The 20336-nt window shown below is 70.8% G+C and carries 15 protein-coding genes and 1 pseudogene; 8 read left to right on the top strand and 8 right to left on the bottom strand.

Features of this window, described 5'->3' with window-relative positions; all coding sequences use genetic code 11:
* Position 1: 1 nt before the first annotated feature.
* From L6E10_RS25565 to L6E10_RS25555, 3 genes are all read left to right on the top strand, one after another.
* Positions 2–1915, top strand: a complete 1914-nt coding sequence (locus L6E10_RS25565) for an acetyl/propionyl/methylcrotonyl-CoA carboxylase subunit alpha (protein WP_240011316.1) — start codon at positions 2–4, stop codon at positions 1913–1915.
* 5 nt (positions 1916–1920) lie between these two features.
* Positions 1921–3075, top strand: coding sequence for an acyl-CoA dehydrogenase family protein (locus L6E10_RS25560; RefSeq protein ID WP_236222176.1), 1155 nt, complete (start codon positions 1921–1923; stop codon positions 3073–3075).
* A gap of 206 nt (positions 3076–3281) precedes the next feature.
* Positions 3282–5930, top strand: coding sequence for a hypothetical protein (locus L6E10_RS25555; protein WP_236222136.1), 2649 nt, complete (start codon positions 3282–3284; stop codon positions 5928–5930).
* Here the strand turns inward: L6E10_RS25555 and L6E10_RS25550 are convergent.
* Positions 5927–7462 carry an acyl-CoA dehydrogenase family protein gene (locus L6E10_RS25550; RefSeq protein WP_236222135.1) on the bottom strand — a complete coding sequence of 512 codons (1536 nt, stop codon included), beginning with the start codon at positions 7460–7462 and terminating at the stop codon, positions 5927–5929. The genes L6E10_RS25555 and L6E10_RS25550 overlap by 4 nt on opposite strands.
* Positions 7463–7632: 170 nt before the next feature.
* Between L6E10_RS25550 and L6E10_RS25545 the strand changes: the two genes are divergently transcribed.
* The 4 genes from L6E10_RS25545 (at position 7633) to L6E10_RS25530 (ending at position 10861) form a co-directional block, all read left to right on the top strand.
* Positions 7633–8883: an FAD-binding oxidoreductase gene (locus tag L6E10_RS25545; RefSeq protein ID WP_236222175.1), complete on the top strand. Its 1251-nt coding sequence runs from the start codon at positions 7633–7635 to the stop codon at positions 8881–8883.
* The gene (locus tag L6E10_RS25540) at positions 8884–10116 is read left to right on the top strand and encodes a cyclopropane-fatty-acyl-phospholipid synthase family protein (protein ID WP_236222133.1); all 1233 of its coding nucleotides are present in this window, start codon (positions 8884–8886) and stop codon (positions 10114–10116) included. It begins immediately after the preceding gene.
* A gap of 125 nt (positions 10117–10241) precedes the next feature.
* On the top strand, positions 10242–10463 hold the full coding sequence (locus tag L6E10_RS25535; protein ID WP_236222131.1) for a type II toxin-antitoxin system HicB family antitoxin: 222 nt from the start codon (positions 10242–10244) through the stop codon (positions 10461–10463).
* Positions 10460–10861, top strand: coding sequence for a type II toxin-antitoxin system VapC family toxin (locus L6E10_RS25530; protein WP_236222130.1), 402 nt, complete (start codon positions 10460–10462; stop codon positions 10859–10861). The genes L6E10_RS25535 and L6E10_RS25530 overlap by 4 nt, the downstream gene beginning before the upstream one ends.
* A gap of 15 nt (positions 10862–10876) precedes the next feature.
* Here L6E10_RS25530 and L6E10_RS25525 read toward each other — a convergent pair whose 3' ends face one another.
* The 4 genes from L6E10_RS25525 to L6E10_RS25510 form a co-directional block, all read right to left on the bottom strand.
* On the bottom strand, positions 10877–11704 hold the full coding sequence (locus L6E10_RS25525; protein WP_236222129.1) for a S1C family serine protease: 828 nt from the start codon (positions 11702–11704) through the stop codon (positions 10877–10879).
* A gap of 66 nt (positions 11705–11770) precedes the next feature.
* A complete protein-coding gene (locus L6E10_RS25520; protein ID WP_236222127.1) occupies positions 11771–13804 on the bottom strand; it encodes an EAL domain-containing protein in 2034 nt (677 codons plus the stop codon).
* Positions 13805–13952: 148 nt separating this feature from the next.
* Positions 13953–14420, bottom strand: a complete 468-nt coding sequence (locus L6E10_RS25515) for a GNAT family N-acetyltransferase (RefSeq protein ID WP_236222125.1) — start codon at positions 14418–14420, stop codon at positions 13953–13955.
* Entirely contained in the window at positions 14417–15517 is a 1101-nt protein-coding gene (locus L6E10_RS25510; protein ID WP_236222124.1) for an LLM class flavin-dependent oxidoreductase, read from the bottom strand. Before L6E10_RS25510 ends, L6E10_RS25515 begins: the two co-directional genes overlap by 4 nt.
* A 190-nt stretch (positions 15518–15707) precedes the next feature.
* On the opposite strand from L6E10_RS25510, the gene L6E10_RS25505 reads away from it, so the two are divergent.
* Positions 15708–17402, top strand: a complete 1695-nt coding sequence (locus tag L6E10_RS25505) for an FAD/NAD(P)-binding domain-containing protein (RefSeq protein WP_236222122.1) — start codon at positions 15708–15710, stop codon at positions 17400–17402.
* Positions 17403–17456: 54 nt separating this feature from the next.
* On the opposite strand, the pseudogene L6E10_RS25500 reads toward L6E10_RS25505, so the two are convergent.
* From L6E10_RS25500 to L6E10_RS25490, 3 genes and pseudogenes are all read right to left on the bottom strand, one after another.
* A pseudogene (locus tag L6E10_RS25500) lies at positions 17457–17858 on the bottom strand (flavin reductase family protein); the annotation flags it as partial.
* Positions 17831–18343 carry an NADPH-dependent FMN reductase gene (locus L6E10_RS40440; RefSeq protein ID WP_275677030.1) on the bottom strand — a complete coding sequence of 171 codons (513 nt, stop codon included), beginning with the start codon at positions 18341–18343 and terminating at the stop codon, positions 17831–17833. The pseudogene L6E10_RS25500 and the gene L6E10_RS40440, both read right to left, overlap by 28 nt.
* A 43-nt stretch (positions 18344–18386) precedes the next feature.
* Positions 18387–20042 (bottom strand): FAD-binding dehydrogenase, encoded by a 1656-nt coding sequence (locus L6E10_RS25490; RefSeq protein WP_236222118.1) that lies wholly within the window; start codon positions 20040–20042, stop codon positions 18387–18389.
* Positions 20043–20336: the final 294 nt, after the last annotated feature.

Here is a 20336-nt window from a genome sequence, read left to right as displayed (position 1 = left end):
CATGTTCGACAGCGTTCTGGTGGCGAACCGCGGGGAGATCGCGGTCAGGGTGATCCGCGCGCTGCGGTCGCTCGGGATCCGTTCCGTCGCCGTCTACTCCGACGCGGACGCCGAGGCGTTGCACGTCAGGCTGGCCGACGAGGCCGTGCGGATCGGGCCCGCCGCGGCCCGGGAGAGCTACCTGTCCATCGAGAAGATCGTCGGGGCGGCCGTCCAGACCGGCGCGCAGGCGATCCACCCCGGTTACGGCTTCCTCGCGGAGAACACCGCGTTCGCGGCGGCCTGCGACGAGGCGGGGATCGTGTTCGTCGGCCCGCCCGCGTCGGCGATCGAGGCGATGGGCGACAAGATCCGCGCGAAGCTGACCGTGTCGGCGGCGGGCGTGCCCGTCGTGCCGGGCCGCACCCGCGCGGGCATGTCCGACGACGAGATCGTCGACGCCGCCCTGGAGATCGGCTTTCCGGTGCTGCTCAAGCCTTCCGCGGGCGGTGGAGGCAAGGGCATGCGGCTGGTGCACGAGGAATCGGCGCTGCGCGAGGCGATCGAGTCGGCACGGCGCGAGGCGCGCGGGTCGTTCGGTGACGACACGCTGCTGATCGAGCGGTTCATCACGAACCCGCGTCACATCGAGATCCAGGTCCTCGGCGACGCGCACGGCAACGTGGTCCACCTCGGCGAACGCGAGTGCAGCCTGCAGCGCAGGCACCAGAAGATCATCGAGGAGGCCCCGTCGCCGTTCCTCACGCCCGAGATGCGCGAGGCCATGGGGTCCGCCGCGGTCGACGCCGCGAAGGCCGTCGGGTACGTCGGCGCGGGCACCGTCGAGTTCATCGTGGACGGTGCGTCCGGCGACTACTTCTTCATGGAGATGAACACCCGGCTGCAGGTCGAGCACCCGGTGACCGAGATGGTGACGGGCGTCGACCTCGTCGAGTGGCAGCTCCGCGTGGCGTCGGGAGAGGCCCTCGACCTGACCGTCGAGCTGCGCGGCCACTCGGTCGAGGCGCGCGTCTACGCCGAGGACCCGTCGCGCGGCTTCCTGCCGACCGGCGGCCGGGTGCTGGCGCTGAGCGAACCCACCGACGTCCGCGTGGACTCCGGTCTGTACGAAGGACTCGTCGTCGGTTCGGACTACGACCCGATGCTGGCCAAGGTGATCGCGCACGGCCGGACCCGCGAGGAGGCGCTGCGGCGCCTCGACCACGCGCTCGGCGAGATGGTGCTGCTCGGCGTCACGACGAACATCCCGTTCCTGCGCGCACTCCTGCGCGACGAGGACGTCCGCGCCGGCGCCCTGGACACCGGCCTGGTCGAGCGGAAGCTGGACGCGCTGACGACGGCCGAGGTCCCGGACGAGGTCTACGTCGCGGCCGGCCTGGAGCGCTCGCTGCAGCCGCACGGCGACGACCCGTGGGACCAGCTGACCGGCTGGCGCGTCGGCGAGCACGCCTGGACGACCTGGCGGATCAACGACGTCGACGTGCGCGTGCGCGGCGACGAGGTCGTCGTGGGTGCCGGAGAACCGGTCAGGGCGCGCGCTCGCAGGGAAGGCGCCGACCTGCTCGTCGGTTCGCGCCGCTACTCGATGGCCCGCGACGGCGACGTGCTGTGGCTGGGCCGCGACGGCGCCTCCTGGGCGTTGGTCGAGGCCGAGTTCCTCCTCGGCGCCTCCGGTGGCGCCGCCGCCTCCGGTGGCCCGGTGAAGTCGCCGATGCCCGGCACCGTGCTGGTCGTGCGCGCGGAGCAGGGCGAGGAAGTGACCGCCGGTCAAGCGTTGTTCGTGGTCGAGGCCATGAAGATGGAGCACACCGTGACCGCACCGGTCGACGGCGTGCTCGCCGAAGTGAACGTTCAGGCAGGCCAGCAGGTCGCACTCGACCAGGTGCTGGCCCTCGTCGTCTCTCACGAGGAGTGACAGTGGTGTTGGACTTCAGGCTCCCGAGCGAGTACGAGGACCTGCGCAAGACCGTCGAGGAGTTCGCCCGCGAGGAGGTGGCGCCGGTCATCGGCGACTACTACGAGCGCTGCGAGTTCCCGTACCCGATCGTCGCGAAGATGGGGCAGATGGGCCTGTTCGGCCTGCCGTTCCCCGAGGAGCACGGCGGCATGGGCGGCGACTACTTCGCCCTGTGCGTCACGCTGGAGGAGCTCGCGCGCGTCGACTCGTCGGTCGCGATCACGGTCGAGGCGGCCACGTCGCTCGGCGCGATGCCGATCTACCGCTTCGGCACCGACGAGCAGAAGGCGCGGTGGCTGCCCTCGCTCACCTCGGGTGAGAAGCTCGGCGCGTTCGGCCTCACCGAACCGGGCTCCGGCTCCGACGCGGGCGGCCTGACCACCACCGCGCGCCTCGAAGGCGACGAGTGGGTCATCAACGGCACCAAGGCGTTCATCACGAACTCCGGCACCGACATCACCGGCCTCGTCACCGTCGCCGCCGTCACGGGCACCCTCCCGGACGGCCGCAAGGAGATCTCCTCGATCATCGTCCCGTCCGGCACCCCGGGCTTCACGGTGTCGAAGAAGTACTCCAAGGTCGGCTGGAACGCCTCCGACACCCGTGAGCTGTCCTTCGCCGACTGCCGCGTGCCCGCCGCGAACCTCCTCGGCGAGCGCGGCCGCGGTTTCGCCCAGTTCCTGCGCACGCTGGACGAGGGCCGCGTCGCCATCGCCGCGCTGTCCGTCGGCCTCGCGCAGGGCTGCGTGGACGAGTCGGTCCGCTACGCCCACGAACGCGAGACGTTCGGCGCGAAGATCGGAACCTACCAGGCGATCCAGTTCAAGATCGCCGAGATGGAGGCCCGCGTCCACACCGCGCGCCTCGCGTACTACGAGGCGGCGTCGAGGATGCTGCGCGGCGAGCCGTTCAAGAAGCAGGCGGCCATCGCGAAGCTCGTGTCGTCCGAGGCGGCGATGGACAACGCCCGCGACGCCACGCAGATCTTCGGCGGCTACGGCTTCATGAACGAGTACCCGGTGGGCCGCTTCTACCGCGACGCCAAGATCCTGGAGATCGGCGAGGGCACGTCCGAGGTGCAGAAGATGCTGATCGCCCGCGAGCTCGGCCTGCACTGACGCTGGTCCGTTCCAGCCGAATAACTCCAAACCACCGGTTCGGCCCGTTCTGTCCGGCTACCGTCGTTTCCCTCCGCACGAGTGTGAGGGAGCAGATGACAGGTAGCCGGACAGAACCCGTTTTCCCGGGTTCGAACGTTCTCCTCGAGGTCATTCGCGGCCTGTGCGACCGGCCCGGGTTCTTCTACCGGAGCAGGACCGAGGAAGTGGTCGGCGACCAGCCGCTCCCGCTGCTCTACCTGGAGGGCGAAGCCAGTCCGGCGGACTTCCTGCTCGCACTCGGGCGCAAGCTCGACGAAGGGCGCCCGCCGATCCCGCACGCCTACGTCGACGTGTCCGCGGTCGGGGCGGAGGTCGCCAAGAGGTGGCCGCCGGAGGCGCGGGAGACCGAGCCGCTGCTGCCGTTGCTCGACGTGCTGAGCCACCGGTTGTCGGAGGTCCACGTCGGCAGCGAGCGGCTGACGCGGTTCGACCACTACCGGCTCGTCGACTGGCTCACGAGCAAGCGGCTGCCGCGCAAGCCGGGCCGCGACGACCGGGCGAGCGTCATCGAGCTGCTGCGGCAGTGGACCGGCAGGACCGGGGGCGGCGGCGACGAGCTCAACCGGGCCGTCGACGCGTTCATCCCGAACCTCGTCACGCGGCTGGGACTCGGGCTCGTCGCGTGGGTCGGCAGCAAGGCGGGGTTCCGCTGGCTCGGCAAGCGCGTGCCGGGGCTGCGGCGCGAGTCCCGGTGGTTCATGAAGGGGCAGAACTTCGCGCTGCCCCACCACTCCATCGAGTTCCTCGGGTTCGCCGAGCGGCTCACCCTCGGCCGGCGCGAGTCGGAGAACACCGGGCAGATCAAGCTGCTGCTCGTGCACGCGTTCCTGGAGGACCTGCGGATCGCGTACCGGCGGCGCTCCCGCTTCCTGCCGCGCAGGGCCGGGTGGCGGCGCACCGCCTACATCCCCGTGCTGCTCGACGGCGTCACGGAGGACAACGGCGGCTGGGAGCTGCTGGAGCTGATCAACGACGTCCGCAACGAGACGGGCGAGCTCGACCCGCTGCTGGTGATCGCGGCCAGCTCGGTGCAGCCGGCCCTGTCGCGGCGGCTCGGAACCGCGCCGGTCGTGCCGGACGAGACCGCGGAGGCGCTGGCGACGTGGCGGGAGGAGCTGCCGCGCAAACGGCAGATGCTCGCGCCCGACGCCCGCTACCTCATGATCAGGCTGCCGTTCCCGGACCCGGACAAGAAGAAGTGGAAGGGCGCGCCCTCGTTCCACGCCCCGCCGGTGCGGTGGCTCGCGAAGTCGCGGCGGCTGGAGGCCATCATCGCGGCGGTGGTCCTGGTGCTGCTGGTGCCGGGGTTCGTGACCGTGCAGAACCACTTCGAGGCCAACTGCTCCATCGTCGGCTCCGCGGTCTCGCCCGGCGTGTCGACGAGGCTGATGGACGTCGAGGGCAACGTCGAGTGCCTCGGCTACAGCGACAACAGCGGCCAGGTGTTCGGCGCGAACGAGCGGCTGCGGTGGACGCAGCGGGCGGTCTTCACGCAGAACGACGAGGCGGAACGGCTGCGCGCCGGCTCCACGCGCCCGCTCGTGACGGTGCTCTACTTCTCGAGCCTCACCCACAGGGACAGCAACCCCGACGCCGACCACTCCAGGGCGGAGGAGCTCGAGGGCATGCTGCTGCGGCAGCGGCAGCAGAACGACAGGTCGAGTTCGGGACCGCTGCTGCGCGTCGTGGTCGCGAACGGCGGCGCGAAGATGGACCGCGCGCACGACGTGCTGACCGAGATGCTGACCCCGTTGCTGGAGCGGGACCCGAGCATCATCGGCGTGGTCGGGCTCGACCGCAGCGTCGAGCAGACCAGGAAGGTCATCACCTCGCTCGGGTCGCTCGGCGTGCCGACCATCGGCACCACGCTCACCGAGGCGTCGCTGCCGAAGCTCTCCACGATGTACTTCCAGCTGATCCCCGGCAACGTGCGGCAGGCCGACCTGGTCCGGCGCTACGCCCAGCACATCCGCGCGACCAAGGTGACGATCCACCACCCGAAGCTGCGGCAGGACGACGTCTACCTCGACAACCTGGTCGCCGTCCTGGGGCAGGAGCTCGCCAGGTCGGGCGTGAACTACGAGGCGCGCGAGTGGGCGGGCGGCCCGCAGGAGGTGCCGTCGCAGTGCGTCGAGGACCATTCCGGCGAGCTGGTGTTCTTCGCGGGCCGCGAGGAGCACTTCGGCGAGTTCCTCCAGGCCGTCGGCAGGAACTGCTACGACAAGAACCGCCTGCCGCGCATCCTCGCGGACGACGCGATCATCCGGTTCATCGCGCAGGAGGCCAGCCGCAAGCGCGACTCGCTGGCCGGCATGCGCGTGTCCTACGTGAGCATGGCGGGCCTCGTCGTGCTCGCCGGCAAGCCCTGCGTGGAGGGCAGGCCGGACGAGAGGACGCGCGGCGGCCTGCCCCTCGACGCCTTCTGCGCCGGCTACAGCAAGCTGGCCGGGGAGGTCCAGGCCTCCTCGCTGCCCCGCGAGGACAAGCCCCCCAAGCCGTGGCCCGGCGAGCACATGGCGGTCGCCTACGACGCGGCGGGGCTCTTCCTCGACGCCGTCCGCAACGCCCAGGCGCGCCTGGCCGGGCACACCCCGCACCGCGGTGCGATCGGCGGCGAGCTGCGCGAGCTGGAGTTCTTCGGCGCCACCGGACGCACGGACTTCGCGGTGTCGCGGGTCGGCGAGACCAGGAACTTCACCATCCTCGAGATCGCCGACATCTACGAGTTCGACCAGCAGCCGACGTGCGTGTTCCTGACCGGCGACCTGTACGGGCCGGACTCGCCGCGGCAGGCCAACGGGTGTCCCGCCTAGATCTTCGGCACCGCCCGGTCGATGATCGCGGCGAAGTCGGTCGAGCGGGGGAGCGTGCCGAACGCGACTCCCCAGTCACCGCCCAGCCGCGAGGCGAGGAACGCGTCCGCCACGGCGGGGTGCCCGTGCCGCACGAGCAGGGCGCCCTGGAGGACCAGCGCCATCTTCTCGACGACCCGGCGCGCCTGCGACTGGTCCACGTCGGACAGCGCGGTGCCCAGTTCGCCCACCGCCCTGTCGATCCGCGGGTCGACGCCGGTGACGGCGGCGAGGAACTCCTGCACGGACTCGGGTTCCTTGTGCATGGCGCGCAGGACGTCGAGCGCGGCGACGTTGCCCGAGCCCTCCCAGATCGACATGAGCGGCGACTCGCGGAACAACCGCGGCATCCCGCTGTCCTCGACGTAGCCGTTGCCGCCCAGGCACTCCAGGGCCTCGGCCGCGTGCACCGGGCCGCGCTTGCAGACCCAGTACTTCGTGACCGCGAGGCCGAGCCGGGGCCTGTGCCGGGCGAGCCACATCGCGGTCGTGGTCGCCGCCTCGGACTCGATCGCGAGGTCCGCCAGCACGTTGCGCATGGCGGGCTGGTCGACCAGGTAGCTGCCGAACGCCTTGCGGTGCGCGGCGTGGTGCGCTGCCTGCCGCAGCCCGAGCCGCATGCCTGCCGCGGTGCCGAGCACGCAGTCGAGCCTCGTCGTGTTGACCATCTCGATGATCGTGCGAACCCCGCGGCCCTCGTCGCCGACCCGGTGCGCGAACGCCCCGTCGTACTCGATCTCGGCGGAGGCGTTGGACTTGTTCCCCAGCTTGTCCTTCAGGCGTTGCAGGAAGAACCGGTTGCGCGTGCCGTCCGGGAGCACCCGCGGCACCAGGAAGCACGTCAGCCCGCCGGGGGCCTGTGCGAGCGTCAGGAACACGTCCGACATCGGCGCCGAGGTGAACCACTTGTGCCCCGTGAGCACGTAGCCGTCCTGCACGGGCTTCGCGACGGTGGTGTTCGCCCGGACGTCCGACCCGCCCTGCTTCTCGGTCATCGACATGCCGGCGACCAGGCCCCGCTTCGCGAGCGGCGGGCGGAGGCCGAAGTCGTAGGTCCGTGCGGTGAGAAGGGGTTCGTAGGCCGCGGCCAGGTCCGGCGCCACGCGCAGAGCGGGCACGGCCGCGTAGGTCATCGAAATCGGACAACCATGACCGGCCTCGGCCTGGGACCACACGTAGAAACGCGCCGCGCGCTCCAGGTGCCCACCGTCGACGAAGGCGTGCAAACCGTGCGAAACGGCGACGTTCATCAGATCGTGCCAGGCGGGGTGGAACTCGACCTCGTCGATCCGGTTGCCGTACCGGTCGTGCGTGTGCAGCACGGGCGGGTGGGCGTTGGCGAGGCGGCCGCGCTCCTGCCACTCGTGGCTGCCCGCGAGCCTGCCGAGGGAGTGCAGTTCGGCGTCGTCGACCCAGCTGAGCAGGGCGGGGTCGTCCGCGACGTCGTGACCGCTCAGCGGCGGGACCTGGTTGGTCACCTCGTGCGTAGCCATGCCCGGCACGGTACTACTCGCGGGTAACTTTGGGCAGGGTGCGCCGGAAGACCGCTGGGTCATTCCGGCTTTTGGGCGTGCCAACGGCGCTGACGAGGAATAACGTCGTCGGCGTGAGTGACCATGGGCACAGCTCGGCCGTGGCTGCGTTGAGCGCGCAGTACGCCGCGATGCGCGAAGGTGCGCCGGTGCGGCTCGCGAAGAAGACGTCGAACCTCTTCCGGTTCCGGGCCGACCAGGCCGGCGGCCTCGACGTCGGCAGGTTCGACCAGGTCCTGTCCGTGGACCCGGTCGGACGCACCGCACAGGTGCAGGGCATGACCACCTACGAGAACCTCGTCGCCGCGACACTGCGCCACGGCTTGATGCCGCTGGTGGTGCCGCAGCTCAAGACCATCACCATCGGCGGTGCGGTCGCGGGACTCGGCATCGAGTCCACGTCCTTCCGCAACGGCCTCCCGCACGAGTCCGTGCGGGAGCTGGAGATCCTCACCGGCGACGGCGACGTGGTCGTCTCCAAACCGGACGACGACCTCTTCCGCGCCTTCCCGAACTCCTACGGCACGCTCGGCTACGCGCTGCGGCTGGAGATCGAGCTGGAGCCGGTGCGCCGGTACGTGCGGCTGCGGCACGTGCCGTTCGGCTCCTTCGAGGAGTGCGCCGCCGTCATCGAGGAGGTCTGCGCGGACGGCTCGGCGGACTTCGTCGACGGCACGGTCTTCTCCCGCGGCGAGATGTACCTGACGCTGGGCCACTACGCCGACATCGCGCCCTACACGTCGGACTACACGGGCAACCAGATCTACTACCGGTCCATCCAGAACCGCCGCACGGACCACCTGACGATCCACGACTACCTGTGGCGCTGGGACACCGACTGGTTCTGGTGCTCGCGGGCGTTCGGGGCGCAGAACCCGGTCGTGCGCCGCCTGTGGCCGAAGCGCTACCTGCGGTCGGACGTGTACCGCGGGCTGCTGGCGAAGCACCGGCGGCTGCGGCCGCGGGTGGACGTCGAGCCGGTGATCCAGGACGTGGAGATCCCGGTCGCCGGCCTGGCCGAGTTCCTCGACTTCTTCGACCGCGAGATCGGCATCTCGCCGGTGTGGCTGTGCCCGGTTCGCCTGCGCGACACCACGGGCTGGCCGCTGTACCCGATGGACGCGGACACGTTGTACGTGAACGTCGGGTTCTGGTCGGAGGTCCCGGTGCGTCCGGGGGAGAAGATGGGTGACCGCAACCGGCTGATCGAGCGCGAGGTGGCGCGGCTGGGCGGCCACAAGTCGCTGTACTCCGACTCGTACTACACCGAGGACGAGTTCTGGCGGCACTACAACGGTTCGCACTACCGGGCGGTGAAGGCCCGGTACGACCAGACGAACCGCCTGCCTGATCTGTACGCCAAGTGTGTCAGGGGACGATGAATGCGGTTGGCCTCCGTTTTCCAGCGCATCACCGGTGGCGGCGACGTTCGCTTCCAGGCCTACGACGGCAGCACCGCCGGCCCGGCGGCCGCGCCGGTGTCCATCGAGATCAAGACTCCCGAGGCCCTGTCCTACCTCGCCTCCGCGCCGGGGGAGCTGGGCCTCGCCCGCGCCTACGTGACGGGACACCTGGAGATCCTCGGCGACGTGCACGCCGGCCTCTCCCGGCTCTCGGAGTTCTCCCTGCGCGGGCTCCCGTGGCTGCAACGCGTGGAACTGCTCAAGTTCCTCGGCGGCATCCGGTTGTCGCACAAGGTGTCCCCGCCGCCGCAGGAAACCCGGCTGCGCGGTCTGCGCCACTCCAAGGCCCGCGACCGGCAGGCCATCGCCCACCACTACGACGTCTCGAACCAGTTCTACGAGTGGGTTCTAGGCCCGTCGATGGCCTACACCTGCGCGGTCTACCCCTCCGCCGAGTCCACTTTGGAGGAAGCCCAGTTCGAGAAGCACGACCTGGTGGCCCGCAAGCTCGGCCTGAAGCCCGGCATGAGGCTGCTGGACGTCGGCTGCGGCTGGGGCGGCATGGTGATGCACGCCGCCCGCGAGTACGGCGTGCGGGCGATCGGCGTGACGCTCTCGCGCAACCAGGCGGAGTACGCGCAGAAGGCCATCGTCGAGGCGGGCCTGTCGGACCTGGCCGAGGTGCGCCACCTCGACTACCGCGACGTCCGCGAGACGGGCTTCGACGCGGTGTCGTCCATCGGCCTCACCGAGCACATCGGCAAGGCCAAGCTGCCCGGCTACTTCGCGTCGCTGCACCGCAAGCTCAAGCCCGGCGGGCGCCTGCTCAACCACTGCATCACCCGCCCGGACAACAAGCAGCGGGCGCTGTCCGGCCCGTTCATAGACCGGTACGTGTTCCCGGACGGCGAACTGGTCGGCCCGGGACACCTGGTGTCGCTGATGCACGACACCGGCTTCGAGGTGCGGCACGAGGAGAACATCCGCGAGCACTACGCCCTCACGCTCGCCGCCTGGGGCCGCAACCTCGAGCAGCACTGGGACGAGGCCGTCGAGGAGGTCGGGGAGGCCCGCGCCCGCGTGTGGCGGCTCTACCTGGCGGCGTCGCGGCTCGGGTTCGACCGCAACAACATCCAGCTGCACCAGGTGCTCGGCGTGAAGCTGGACGGGACGACGTCGCACATGCCGCTGCGGCCGGACTGGCTGTCCTGAGCTTCGGCGAACCCGGCGGATCCGCGGTCGGGTGATCGGCGGAAAGGCGGCTGGTGAGGCGCTTTCGCCGCACCAGCCGATCCCCCGATCGGGGCAAGTGGTGCCATAATGGCACCATGAAGCGGATGAACCTGAGGGATGTGCCGGACGAGGTCTACACGGCTCTCGCGGACGGCGCCGCCGCGCACCACCAGTCGCTGAACGCCTTCGTGGTGGAACGGCTGACCGAAGCCGCCCGCGTCCTGAACATCGGCGACTACCTGGCGACGTACGAGCCGCCCGCCGGTACCGGGCTGGCGTTGGAGCACGCCACGGCCGCTGTGCGTGAAGCACGGGACGCTTCGTGAGCCTGGCTGTGGTCGACGCTTCCGTGCTGGCCACGTTCTACGCGGCTGATGACCCGAGGCGTCAGCAGACGGTCACCCGCATGTCCGCCGGGCACGGCTTGTTCGCTCCCGCTCACCTCGACGTGGAGGTGGTTTCGGCGTTGCGCACGATGGCCAGGGGCAACCCCGCACTCGCCACCGCGGTTCCGTCCGCGCTGCAACACCTGGCCGGACTGCCTGTGCGCCGGATGCCGTTGGCGCCGTTGCTGTCCCGCATGTGGGAGCTGCGCGACAACATCACCCCGTACGACGCCGCGTACGTCGCCCTGGCCGAGCAGCTGCGCGCAACGCTGATCACGTGCGACGTGCGCTTGGCGTCCGCTCCCGGCGCCAAGTGCACGTTCGACGTGATCTCCTAGCGGTGCGATGCACCACTAGCTCAGCCGGTCCACGATCTGCTTGGCGGTGTTCGACGGGATCGCGAACCCGATCCCCACGCTCCCGGCCTCTCCGCTGCTCGAAGCGGGCGAGTAGATCGCCGAGTTGATCCCGACCAGCTCGCCGGCGGCGTTCACCAGCGCGCCGCCGGAGTTGCCGGGGTTGATCGACGCGTCGGTCTGGATCGCCTGGTACGACACGGGTTGCGAGCGGCGCGTCTCGGCTGGCACGGTCACCTTGCGGTCCAGTGCCGAGACGATGCCGGTGGTCACGGTGCCCTGCAGGCCCGACGGCGAGCCGATGGCCATCACGGCGTCGCCGACCTCCACCGAGCCCGAGTCCGCCCACTTGACCGGCGTGAGGCCCGAGACGCCGGACGCCTGCAGCACCGCGAGGTCGGAGGTGGGGTCGGTGGAGACGACGGTGGCGGGCACCTCGCGGCCGTCGTTGAACTTCACCGTCACCTGGCCGCCCGCGGAGGCGACGACGTGGTCGTTGGTGAGGATCCTGCCGTCGGCGGAGAGGACCACGCCGGAGCCGAGGCCGTTGCCGACGTTCACCTGCACGACGGAGGGCAGCACCTGCGCGGCGACGGCGCTCCAGTCCGGTGTGGACGTGTTCGCGATCGTCCTCGCCGCGACGGGCGACGAGGCGGCGGGCGCGTCCGACGAGGCGACCACCGCTCCGGTGACGCCTCCGAACAGGCCGGCGACGAGTGCCGCGGCCGTGAGCGCGGGGGCCGTCCGGCGCCAGAACTTCGGCGCGGCGACGGGCCGCGGTTCCACCAGTGACCCGCTCATCGCGGGGAAGCTCTGCTCGGTCATGGCTCCACGATGGACCCCGACCTTGTGAGCAACCTGTGCCGGAACCCGGGAAAACCCTGATAAGAACTAGCTGAGAAGCAGCGAGGAGACCTCTGAGGCCGATAACGCCGGACCGAAGTGCGGGCCCTGCGCGCCCGTCACGCCCAGCTCCGCCAGCCGCGCCGCCTCACCGGCGGTCCGCACGCCGTCGGCGTACAGCGGCAGCCGCAGCACCGCCGCCCACCGCAGCAGGGCCACCGCGGCCGTCTCCTCCATGCGGATCGCGTCCGGGCCGAAGGCGTGCGCGACGGCGCTGTTGAACTTCACGCCGCTCCACGGCAGCACCCGCAGCCGGCCCACGCCGACGTTGCCCCCGCTGACCTGGCCGACCACGAGGCCGACGCCGCGCTCGGTGAGGATCGTGAGCTCTTCGAGCTGGTCGTCGTTCAGCGACGCCGGCACGTGCTCGTGCAGTTCGAAGCGCAGCAACGACGCGGGGAGGCCCGTGCGCTCCAGCACGCGGAGGACCTCGGCGACGAGCTCGGGCTCCTGGCACAGCCGCAGGGGCAGGTCGATCGTCAGCACGGGCGTCCGGGGACCCAGTTCGCCGTGCCACGCGCTCACCTGCGCACACGCCTCCTCGACCGCCCACCGCACGAGGCGGACGACCATGCCGTTGCCGGTGGCCCGGCCCAGGAACACCTCGGGGCACAGCACGCCCAGCTCGGGGTGGTCCCACACGATCCTCGCTTCGAGCGCGAGCACGGAACCGTCGGCGAGCGAGTGGACCGGCAGGTAGTCGACGCGGAACTGGTTTTCCTCCAACGCACCCGGGATCGACGCCGCGAGCGCGTACTGCTCCTTGTCGCGTGCGTCCCTCTCCGGGTCGTACAGCGCCCATTGCGCCTTGCCGTCGCGCTTGGCCCAGGCGACCGTCACGTCCGCCGCGCGCAGCAGGTCCGCCGCGTCACCGCCGCGGGCGGCGCGCGGGACGACGCCGACGCTGGTCGTCACGCCGACGCCGTGGCCGTCGATCCAGGTCGCCTCCTCCAGGCGCCGCGTGAACTCCTCGACCAGGGCGATCACCGAGGCCGTGTCGCGCGGGTCCGTGACCAGCACGCCGAACTCGTCCTCGCCGATGCGCGCGACCTTGCCGACGTCTTCGGTGAACACCTCCCGCAGGTGCCGGGCGACGTGCACGAGCACCCGGTTGCCGACGTCGTGGCCGAAGGCGTCGTTCATGCCGCGGAACCCGTCGACGTCGATCTGGACCAGCGCGAGGCTCTCCGGGCCCTTCGACCCGGTCGCGCCCTCGAGCCAGCCGAGGAACTGCGCCCGGTTCGGCAGGCCCGTCTGCACGTCGTTGAGGCTCTGCCGGACGAGTTGCGACTGCAGCGCGCGCATCTCGTTCATGTTCTCGACCATCGTGACGAGGTACGGCGGCGTGCCGTCCTCCTCGCGCACCAGCGAGATCGCCATGTGCGTCTGGATGGTCTCGCCGTCGCTGCGGACCATCCGCTTCTCGACGCGCACGTTGTCGTGCTCGGACGCGACCAGCCGCATGGTGAGCTGCCGCAGGTCTTCCCTGTCGTCGGGGTGCACGAGGTCGCGGCCGCTCATCCGCCGCACGTCCTCGTGCCTGTAGTCGAGCATCGTCAGCAACGCGTCGTTGACGTCGATGATCTCACCCTTGAGGCCGCTCACGACGATCCCGAACGCCGCGCTGGAGAAGACCGCCCGGAACTTGGTCTCGCTCGCCCTGACCGCGCTCTCGGCCCTGCGCATCGCGTTGATGGCGGCCGTGCGGCTGAGTTCCTGCTGGGCGAGTGTGAGGTCGCGCAGGCCCTCGGCGTACCCGGCGGCGAGTGCGGCCAGCTGAGCGGGTGTGACCGGGGTGTGCTCACCGAGGTGCGCGAGCGACCGCTCCAGCGTCGCCGAGGAGATGAAGCCGTGCTCGACCATCGACCGGCCGACCCGCCTGGCCTCGTCCACGCCACCGCGGAGCAACTGCTCGACGTAGCCGCCGAGCAGTCGCGCCAGCTTCTCGCGCGTGAAGTTCGCGACGAGCGTGGTGGAGATCGCCGCCGCCCACTGCACGGCGGACTCGCGGAGGTCGACCATGTTCATCCAGCTCGGTGGCCATTCGTGGGGACCGGGTGATCCGCGGGAGGTCCGACGGACATGCTCACTGATCGGTCACACCCTGTCCAACCGAACCTCGAATCCCGGTCGGGATTCGGCGAATCCACCACGAATTCACTCGTTCGACCTAATGAATCACCTTGCTGAAGGCCAGCGGACCGATTGTCAGGGGATCCGCCTCCACGTCGAACAACGGTGTGTAACCGGTCGCGAGGTACAGCCCTTTCGCCTCCGGCTGGCGCGGCCCCGTGGTGAGGTGGATCCTGCCGTACCCAAACGTTCTCGCCTCGTTCTCGAGTTCGACGAGCACCCGCCGCGCCAATCCGCGGCGGCGGTGTTGTGAATGGGTCCAAATGCGTTTCATCTCGGCGGTTTCCTCGTCGTAGCGCTGGAACGCGCCGCCCGCCACGGCCACGCCGCCTTCCACCAGCAGGAGGAACTGGCCGTTCGGGGGTTCGAACACATCCGCCGGTCGTTGCATCTCCTCCGCGCCCGATGACCCGTAGCGAGACGTGTACTCGTACGTGAGTTCCGCGACCAACGGCGCCGCTTCCGGGTCGGACTGCCGGACGCGGCGCACCTCGAGCGTCGTCATGCGGCCTTGGCCCGATCGCGCTTCGCGACCTCCTCGCGCACCAGCGGGATCACGTACCGGCCGAAGTCGATCGCGTCGTCGAGCAGGTCGTAGCCGCGGGCCGAGAGGATGTCCACGCCGAGGTCGTAGTAGTCCAGCAACGCCTGCGCCACCGTCTCCGGGGTGCCGACCAGCGCGTTGGAGTTGCCCGCGCCACCCGTCGCCTTCGCCGTGGGCGTCCACAGGGCGCGGTCGAACCGTTCGCCGCGCTCCGCGACCGCCAGGAGGCGCTGCGAGCCGGTGTTCTCCGGGTTGGTGAGCGAGTGCCGGCGGCTCAACGGCCCGTTCGCCTTCCTCGCCTCGATCCTGTCCACGGTCCGGTACGCCTTCTCCCAGGCCAGTTCCTCGGTCGGCGCGATGATCGGCCGGAACGCGACCTGGATCCGCGGCACGTCCGTGCGCCCCGCCGCCTTCGCCGCCTGCTTCACCGACTCGATCTGCTGCGCGGTCTCGGCGAGCGGCTCACCCCACAGGCAGAAGATGTCCGCCTCCGCCCCGCCCGCCGCGTAGGCCGCGGGGGAGGAGCCGCCGAACGAGACGTTCGGGCGTGGCTGCTGCACGGGGAAGACGTCGCTCACGAAGTCGGCGAAGTGGTAGTGCTCACCGTCGTGGTCGAAGGCCTCCCGGCTGAGCCACGCCTTCTTGACGATCTGGATGTACTCGCGCGTGCGGCCGTAGCGCTGGTCCTTGGTGAGGTAGTCGCCCTCGCGCTGCTGCTCGTGATCGGTGCCGCCGGTGATGAAGTGCACCGTCAGCCGGCCGTCGCTGATCTGGTCGAGCGTCGCGAACGTCTTGGCGGCGAACGTCGGGTAGGACACGTTCGGCCGGTGCGCCAGCAGGATCTGCAGCCTGTCGAGCTCGGAGGCCAGGAAGGCGGCCGCGGCGGAGGGTTCCGGCGCTCCCGAGCCGTACGCGAAGAGCACGCGGTCCCAGCCGTGCTCCTCGTGCGCGCGGGCGAGCCTGAGCGTGTAGTCCTTGTCGAACGCGCCGGCGGACGACCGAGGCGTCGTCTCCGACCCGTCGTTCGTGGCGGCGATCCCGAGAAACTCGACTGGCATGACCGATTCCCCAGAGCTGTAGTGGGATTGGGGTGCGTTGAGGGGGACGCCCTTCGAGTGCACACCTCGGCCCCGCTCGTCGCAACGACGTCCACAGAGCGGGATTTGCTTGCACACGCTGGGTACCGTGGTGGTGTTCGCGTTGAGGGGCGCGGCTCGTTTCTCGTTGTCCTCCAACGGAAAGACGCGCATGCGCTCACTCGTCGTCATCGGCGGCGGCCCACGCGCCGCCGGCCTGCTGGAACGGATCGCCGCCCAGTCGCCCTCCCTCGAGCTCGCGGTGCACGTCGTCGACCCGCACCCGCCCGGAGCGGGCCGGGTCTGGCGGCACGCCCAGTCCCCGTTGCTGCGCATGAACTCCATGGCCGAGGACGTCACGGTGTTCACCGACGACTCCTTCGACGGAGAGGGCCCGGTCCGTCCGGGTCCGTCGCTCGCGGAGTGGATCGACGTCGACCCGACGTCGTTCCCGTCACGGCAGGTGCAGAGCGGCTACCTGTCCTGGTTCTTCGAGCACGTAAGGAAATCTCTGCCCCCGAACATCTCGGTGACCGTGCATCGGGCGACGGCTCTGAAGGTCGTCGGCACGTGCGTGTGGCTCGACGACGGGACGTCCCTGAACGCCGACGTCGTCGTGCTCGCCCTCGGCCACCTCGACGCCGAACCCGAGCCGGAGCACCGCAAGCTCGCCGAGCACGCCTCGGAGCACGGGCTGGTCTACGTGCCCCCGCTGTACTCCGCCGACGCGGACCTCTCGGCCGTCACCGGTGACGTGGTGCTGCGCGGGTTCGGGCTCGCGTTCATCGACCTCGTGGTGCTGCTGACCGAGGGCCGCGGCGGCCGGTACGTGCGGTCCGAGGGCCGGCTCACCTACCTGCCCTCAGGTGCGGAACCGACCCTGTACGTGGGGTCGCGGCGAGGTGTGCCGTACCACTCGAAGACCGGCTACCGGTTGCAGGGGACACGTCCGTCGCTGCCGCACTTCTTCGTCGCGGACGCCTTGAAAGACCGGGATCTCGACTTCCGGGACGACGTGTGGCCGTTGATGGCCAAGGAGATCGCCTGGGGCCACTACCACGAGCTGTTCACCGGCCACCCCGGCCTGGTGGGCATGCCGTTCGCCGAGTTCGCCGCCTCGTTCAGCGCCCTGCCCTGGTACAGCGAGGAGATGCGCGAGCTCGAGGCGCTCGCCGTGCCCGATCCCGCCGACCGCATCGACTTCGAACGGCTCGACCGGCCGCTCGCCGGCGTGACGTTCGCGACGGCGGAGGAGTTCCAGGAGCACCTGCGCTCCTACGTCGAGGCGGACGTCGCACGGCGGTCGGATCCCCGCTACAGCGCCGATCTCGGGGCGTTCCTGGCGCTGCTGTCGGTCTACGGCCAGCTGGCGGGGCTCATGCCGTTCGACGGGTGGTGGCACGGCTACTTCAGCTACCTCGCCTCCGGTCCGCCGCCGGACCGGCTGGAGGAGCTGCTGGCGTTGTCGCGCGCGGGGATCGTGCGGTTCCTCGGCGCCGACATGTGGGTCGAGGCCGTGGAGGGCGCCTTCGCGGCCGGCAGCGCGACGACACCGGACGTGGTGCGCGCCAACGGGTTGATCGAGGCGCGGCTGCCCACGCACTCGTTGTCCCGCACGGCGGATCCGGTGCTGCGGTCGTTGCGCGCGGTCGGCGACGTCTCCGAGGACGCCGCCGGGCTCGTGCGGGTGTCGCCGGTGGGACGCCTGGTCGACGAGCGGGGCGCGGAGGACCCCGTCCGGTTCGCCGTGGGGCCCTGCACGACCGGGAAGGCGTTCGCGGCGTTCGCGCGGCCCGGCACGAACGCCCCGGCCTTCCGGCAGAACGACGTGCTGGCGCGCGAGGTCCTGCGGACGTTGGGCGACTGAGGTGTAGCGCCCCTGGTACCGCACCAGGGGCGTCGCGCTGCCGGAGTGCGTGATGTCCAGCGGTTCGCCGACCAGCGCCACGTGGTCGCCGACCACGATCCGCCGCGAGGTCCTGCACCGCAGGCGGACCGGCGCGTCCAGCAGCGACGGCACGTCGTCCTCGTCCGCCCTCCACCGCGTGCCGGGGCCGAACCGGTCGGCACCCCTGGTGGCGAACAGGTCCGCGAGCGCGGTCTGCGTGACGTCCAGCAGGTGCACGGCGAACAGCGGCGCCGTCCGCAGCACCGGCCACACCGACGCGCCCTCGCCGATCCACACGACGACCAGCGGCGGTTCGAACGAGACCGAGGTGAACGAGGACACCGTGGTGCCGACGGGGCCCTCCTGGTCGCTGGCCGTGACGATCGTGACGGCCTGGGCGTGGTGCTTCAGGGCGTTGCGCAGTTGCTCCTCCACCGCAGCACCTTCAGCGCGTCGAGGTCGAAGTCGGCGGGGGCGGCGGGAAGCGCGGCCTCGTTGAGGAACAACGCCCGCGGCACGACGGCGCCCAGTTCGGCGAGCACGGGCCGCAGGTGGACCTCGACGGCCAGCGCGTGCCTGTCGGCCGCGGCGATCTGCAGCGGGACGACGAGCTTGCCCTTCAGCCAGCCCGGCGGTGCCTGGTCCAGCACGGCCTTCAGCAGGCCGGTGTAGGCGGCCTTGTACGTGGGCGTGGCGACCACGAGGACGTCGGCCTGCCCGAGCGCCTGCAGCGCGGCCTTGATCGTGTCCGGTTCGGTGACACGGCGGGAGCCAGTTCCGCCGCCTCGACGGGCCCTTCGACGGGCACGCCCAGCGTCGCGGCGAGCGCCTCGCGCAGCGCCAGGGCCGCCTGCAGCGTGCGTGAGGCGGGCCGCGGGTTGCCGACCAGAACACCGATCTGCGTCATGCTCCCGGCACAGCCGCAGGGCAGGGGACGGTCAACCCGCGTCCACCACGCGAGAACTACTTGACGGCCTCCGCCGCCGAGCGGCCCGCGACACGTCCGGAGAACAGGCAGCCGCCGAGGAACGTGCCCTCCAGCGCCCGGTAGCCGTGCACGCCACCACCGCCGAACCCCGCGGCCTCCCCGGCGGCGTAGAGCCCCGGCAGCACCTGGCCGGAGGTGTCGAGCACCCGCGACGACAGGTCGGTGTGCAGGCCGCCCAGCGTCTTGCGGGTGATCACCGAGAGCCGCACGGCGATCAGCGGACCGGCCTTCGGGTCGAGCAGCCGGTGCGGCTCGACGACCCGGATCAGCTTGTCCGTGAGGAACTGCCGCGCCGAGCGGATCGCGTTGACCTGCATGTCCTTGCTCAGCCCCGCGGTGACCTGGCGGTCGCGCTCGACGATCGTCTTCTCGAGCTCGGCGGCGTCGATCCTGCCGTCGCCGGTGAGGGCGTTCATGCCGCGGGCGAGGTCCGCGACCGTGCGCGCCTGGATGAACTCCTCGGACCTCCGCGCGAACGCCTCGACCGGCGCGACCGCGCCCGGCAGCGCGCGCTTGAGGACCGCCCTCGTGTCCTTGCCGGTCAGGTCCGGGTTCTGCTCGGAGCCCGACAGCGCGAACTCCTTGCCGATGATCTTCTTGTTCAGCACGAACCACGAGTGCTCGTGGCCGTGGGTGGTGATGTGCTGCAACGCACCCAGCGCGTCGAAGCCGGGGAACAGCGGGATCGGCAGGCGCCTGCCGTCGGCGTCGAGCCACAGCGGCGACGGGCCGGGCAGGATGCGGATGCCGTGCCGCGACCAGACCGGCGCGTAGTTCGCGATGCCCTCGGGGTAGTGCCACATGCGGTCGGCGTTGATGATCGCGCCGCCGGCCTTCTGGGTGATCTCCATCATCGAGCCGTCGACGAAGTCCGGCACGCCCGCGAGCATGAACTTCGGCGGCGTGCCCATCCGCTCCGGCCAGTTCCTGCGCACCAGGTCGTGGTTGCCGCCGATGCCGCCGGACGTGACGACCACGGCCTGCGCGCTGAGCGAGAACTCGCCGGCCACCGTGCGCGAGCTCGGTTCGGCCCTGCCGTTCGACGACGGCTCCAGCACGTCACCGGACACGCCGTCGCACACGCCGTCGGTGACGTTGAGGCTCGTGACCTTGTGGCGGAACCTGAGCGTGACGAGCCCCTTCGCGACACCCTCCCGCACCCGCCGCTCGAACGGCTCGACGATGCCGGGCCCCGTGCCCCACGTGACGTGGAAGCGCGGCACCGAGTTGCCGTGCCCGTCGGCCAGGTAGCCGCCGCGCTCGGCCCACTGCACGAAGGGGAACCAGCGGACGCCCATGTCGTGCAGCCAGGAGCGCTTCTCCCCGGCGGCGAAGTCCACATAGGCCTGCGCCCACAGCCGTGGCCAGTGGTCCTCGTCCCGGTCGAACGCCGCCGAGCCCATCCAGTCCTGCAACGCCAGGTCGTGCGAGTCCTTGACCCGCAGCCTGCGCTGCTCGGGGGTGTCCACCATGAACAACCCGCCGAACGACCACCACGCCTGGCCGCCGAGCGACGCTTCCGGCTCCTGGTCGAGGAGGATGACCTTGCGGCCCGCGTCCGCGAGCTCTGCGGTCGCGACGAGACCTGCGAGGCCCGCGCCGACGACGATGACATCCGCGTCATGTGCCATCGGGCGAGTCTAGATCGGCCGCTGGTCACGCACGAGACCTGAGTCAATTTCACTTTCTGGGGAGTGCTCGACGTCGTTCCGAGGTGGGCTTCAGCCCAAGACCACCCGTTTCGCGGCACCCGGCTCCGTCACCACCGGCGAGTCCGGCCTGCCCTCGAGGTGGGGCGGGCGAAGGGGCTCGACCCGGACCACCTCAGGGCGTTCTGCGAGCGGCACGGCCGATACGACCTCGGAAGGCCCGGCCGGTCGGGAGGGGTGCCGCCGACCGCCACTACCGGTGAGGGGGGTTTCCGG

Origin of the sequence: Lentzea sp. CC55 (assembly GCF_021056325.1) — a bacterium.
GTDB classification, from domain to species: Bacteria; Actinomycetota; Actinomycetes; order Mycobacteriales; family Pseudonocardiaceae; genus Lentzea; species Lentzea jiangxiensis.
Note: the sequence above shows the minus strand (reverse complement) of the source record. Positions and strands in the feature narration are given on the sequence as shown.

What these genes read in the sequence shown, in the direction of transcription:
- L6E10_RS25510 (WP_236222124.1), bottom strand. Translation starts at nt 15,517, where the DNA reads ATGCCAGTCGAGTTTCTCGGGATCGCCGCCACGAACGACGGGTCGGAG.
- L6E10_RS25525 (WP_236222129.1), bottom strand. Translation starts at nt 11,704, where the DNA reads ATGACCGAGCAGAGCTTCCCCGCGATGAGCGGGTCACTGGTGGAACCG.
- L6E10_RS25505 (WP_236222122.1), top strand. Translation starts at nt 15,708, where the DNA reads ATGCGCTCACTCGTCGTCATCGGCGGCGGCCCACGCGCCGCCGGCCTG.
- L6E10_RS25520 (WP_236222127.1), bottom strand. Translation starts at nt 13,804, where the DNA reads ATGGTCGACCTCCGCGAGTCCGCCGTGCAGTGGGCGGCGGCGATCTCC.
- L6E10_RS25490 (WP_236222118.1), bottom strand. Translation starts at nt 20,042, where the DNA reads ATGGCACATGACGCGGATGTCATCGTCGTCGGCGCGGGCCTCGCAGGT.
- L6E10_RS25550 (WP_236222135.1), bottom strand. Translation starts at nt 7,462, where the DNA reads ATGGCTACGCACGAGGTGACCAACCAGGTCCCGCCGCTGAGCGGTCAC.
- L6E10_RS25565 (WP_240011316.1), top strand. Translation starts at nt 2, where the DNA reads ATGTTCGACAGCGTTCTGGTGGCGAACCGCGGGGAGATCGCGGTCAGG.
- L6E10_RS25515 (WP_236222125.1), bottom strand. Translation starts at nt 14,420, where the DNA reads ATGACGACGCTCGAGGTGCGCCGCGTCCGGCAGTCCGACCCGGAAGCG.
- L6E10_RS25545 (WP_236222175.1), top strand. Translation starts at nt 7,633, where the DNA reads ATGCGCGAAGGTGCGCCGGTGCGGCTCGCGAAGAAGACGTCGAACCTC.
- L6E10_RS25535 (WP_236222131.1), top strand. Translation starts at nt 10,242, where the DNA reads ATGAACCTGAGGGATGTGCCGGACGAGGTCTACACGGCTCTCGCGGAC.
- L6E10_RS25540 (WP_236222133.1), top strand. Translation starts at nt 8,884, where the DNA reads ATGCGGTTGGCCTCCGTTTTCCAGCGCATCACCGGTGGCGGCGACGTT.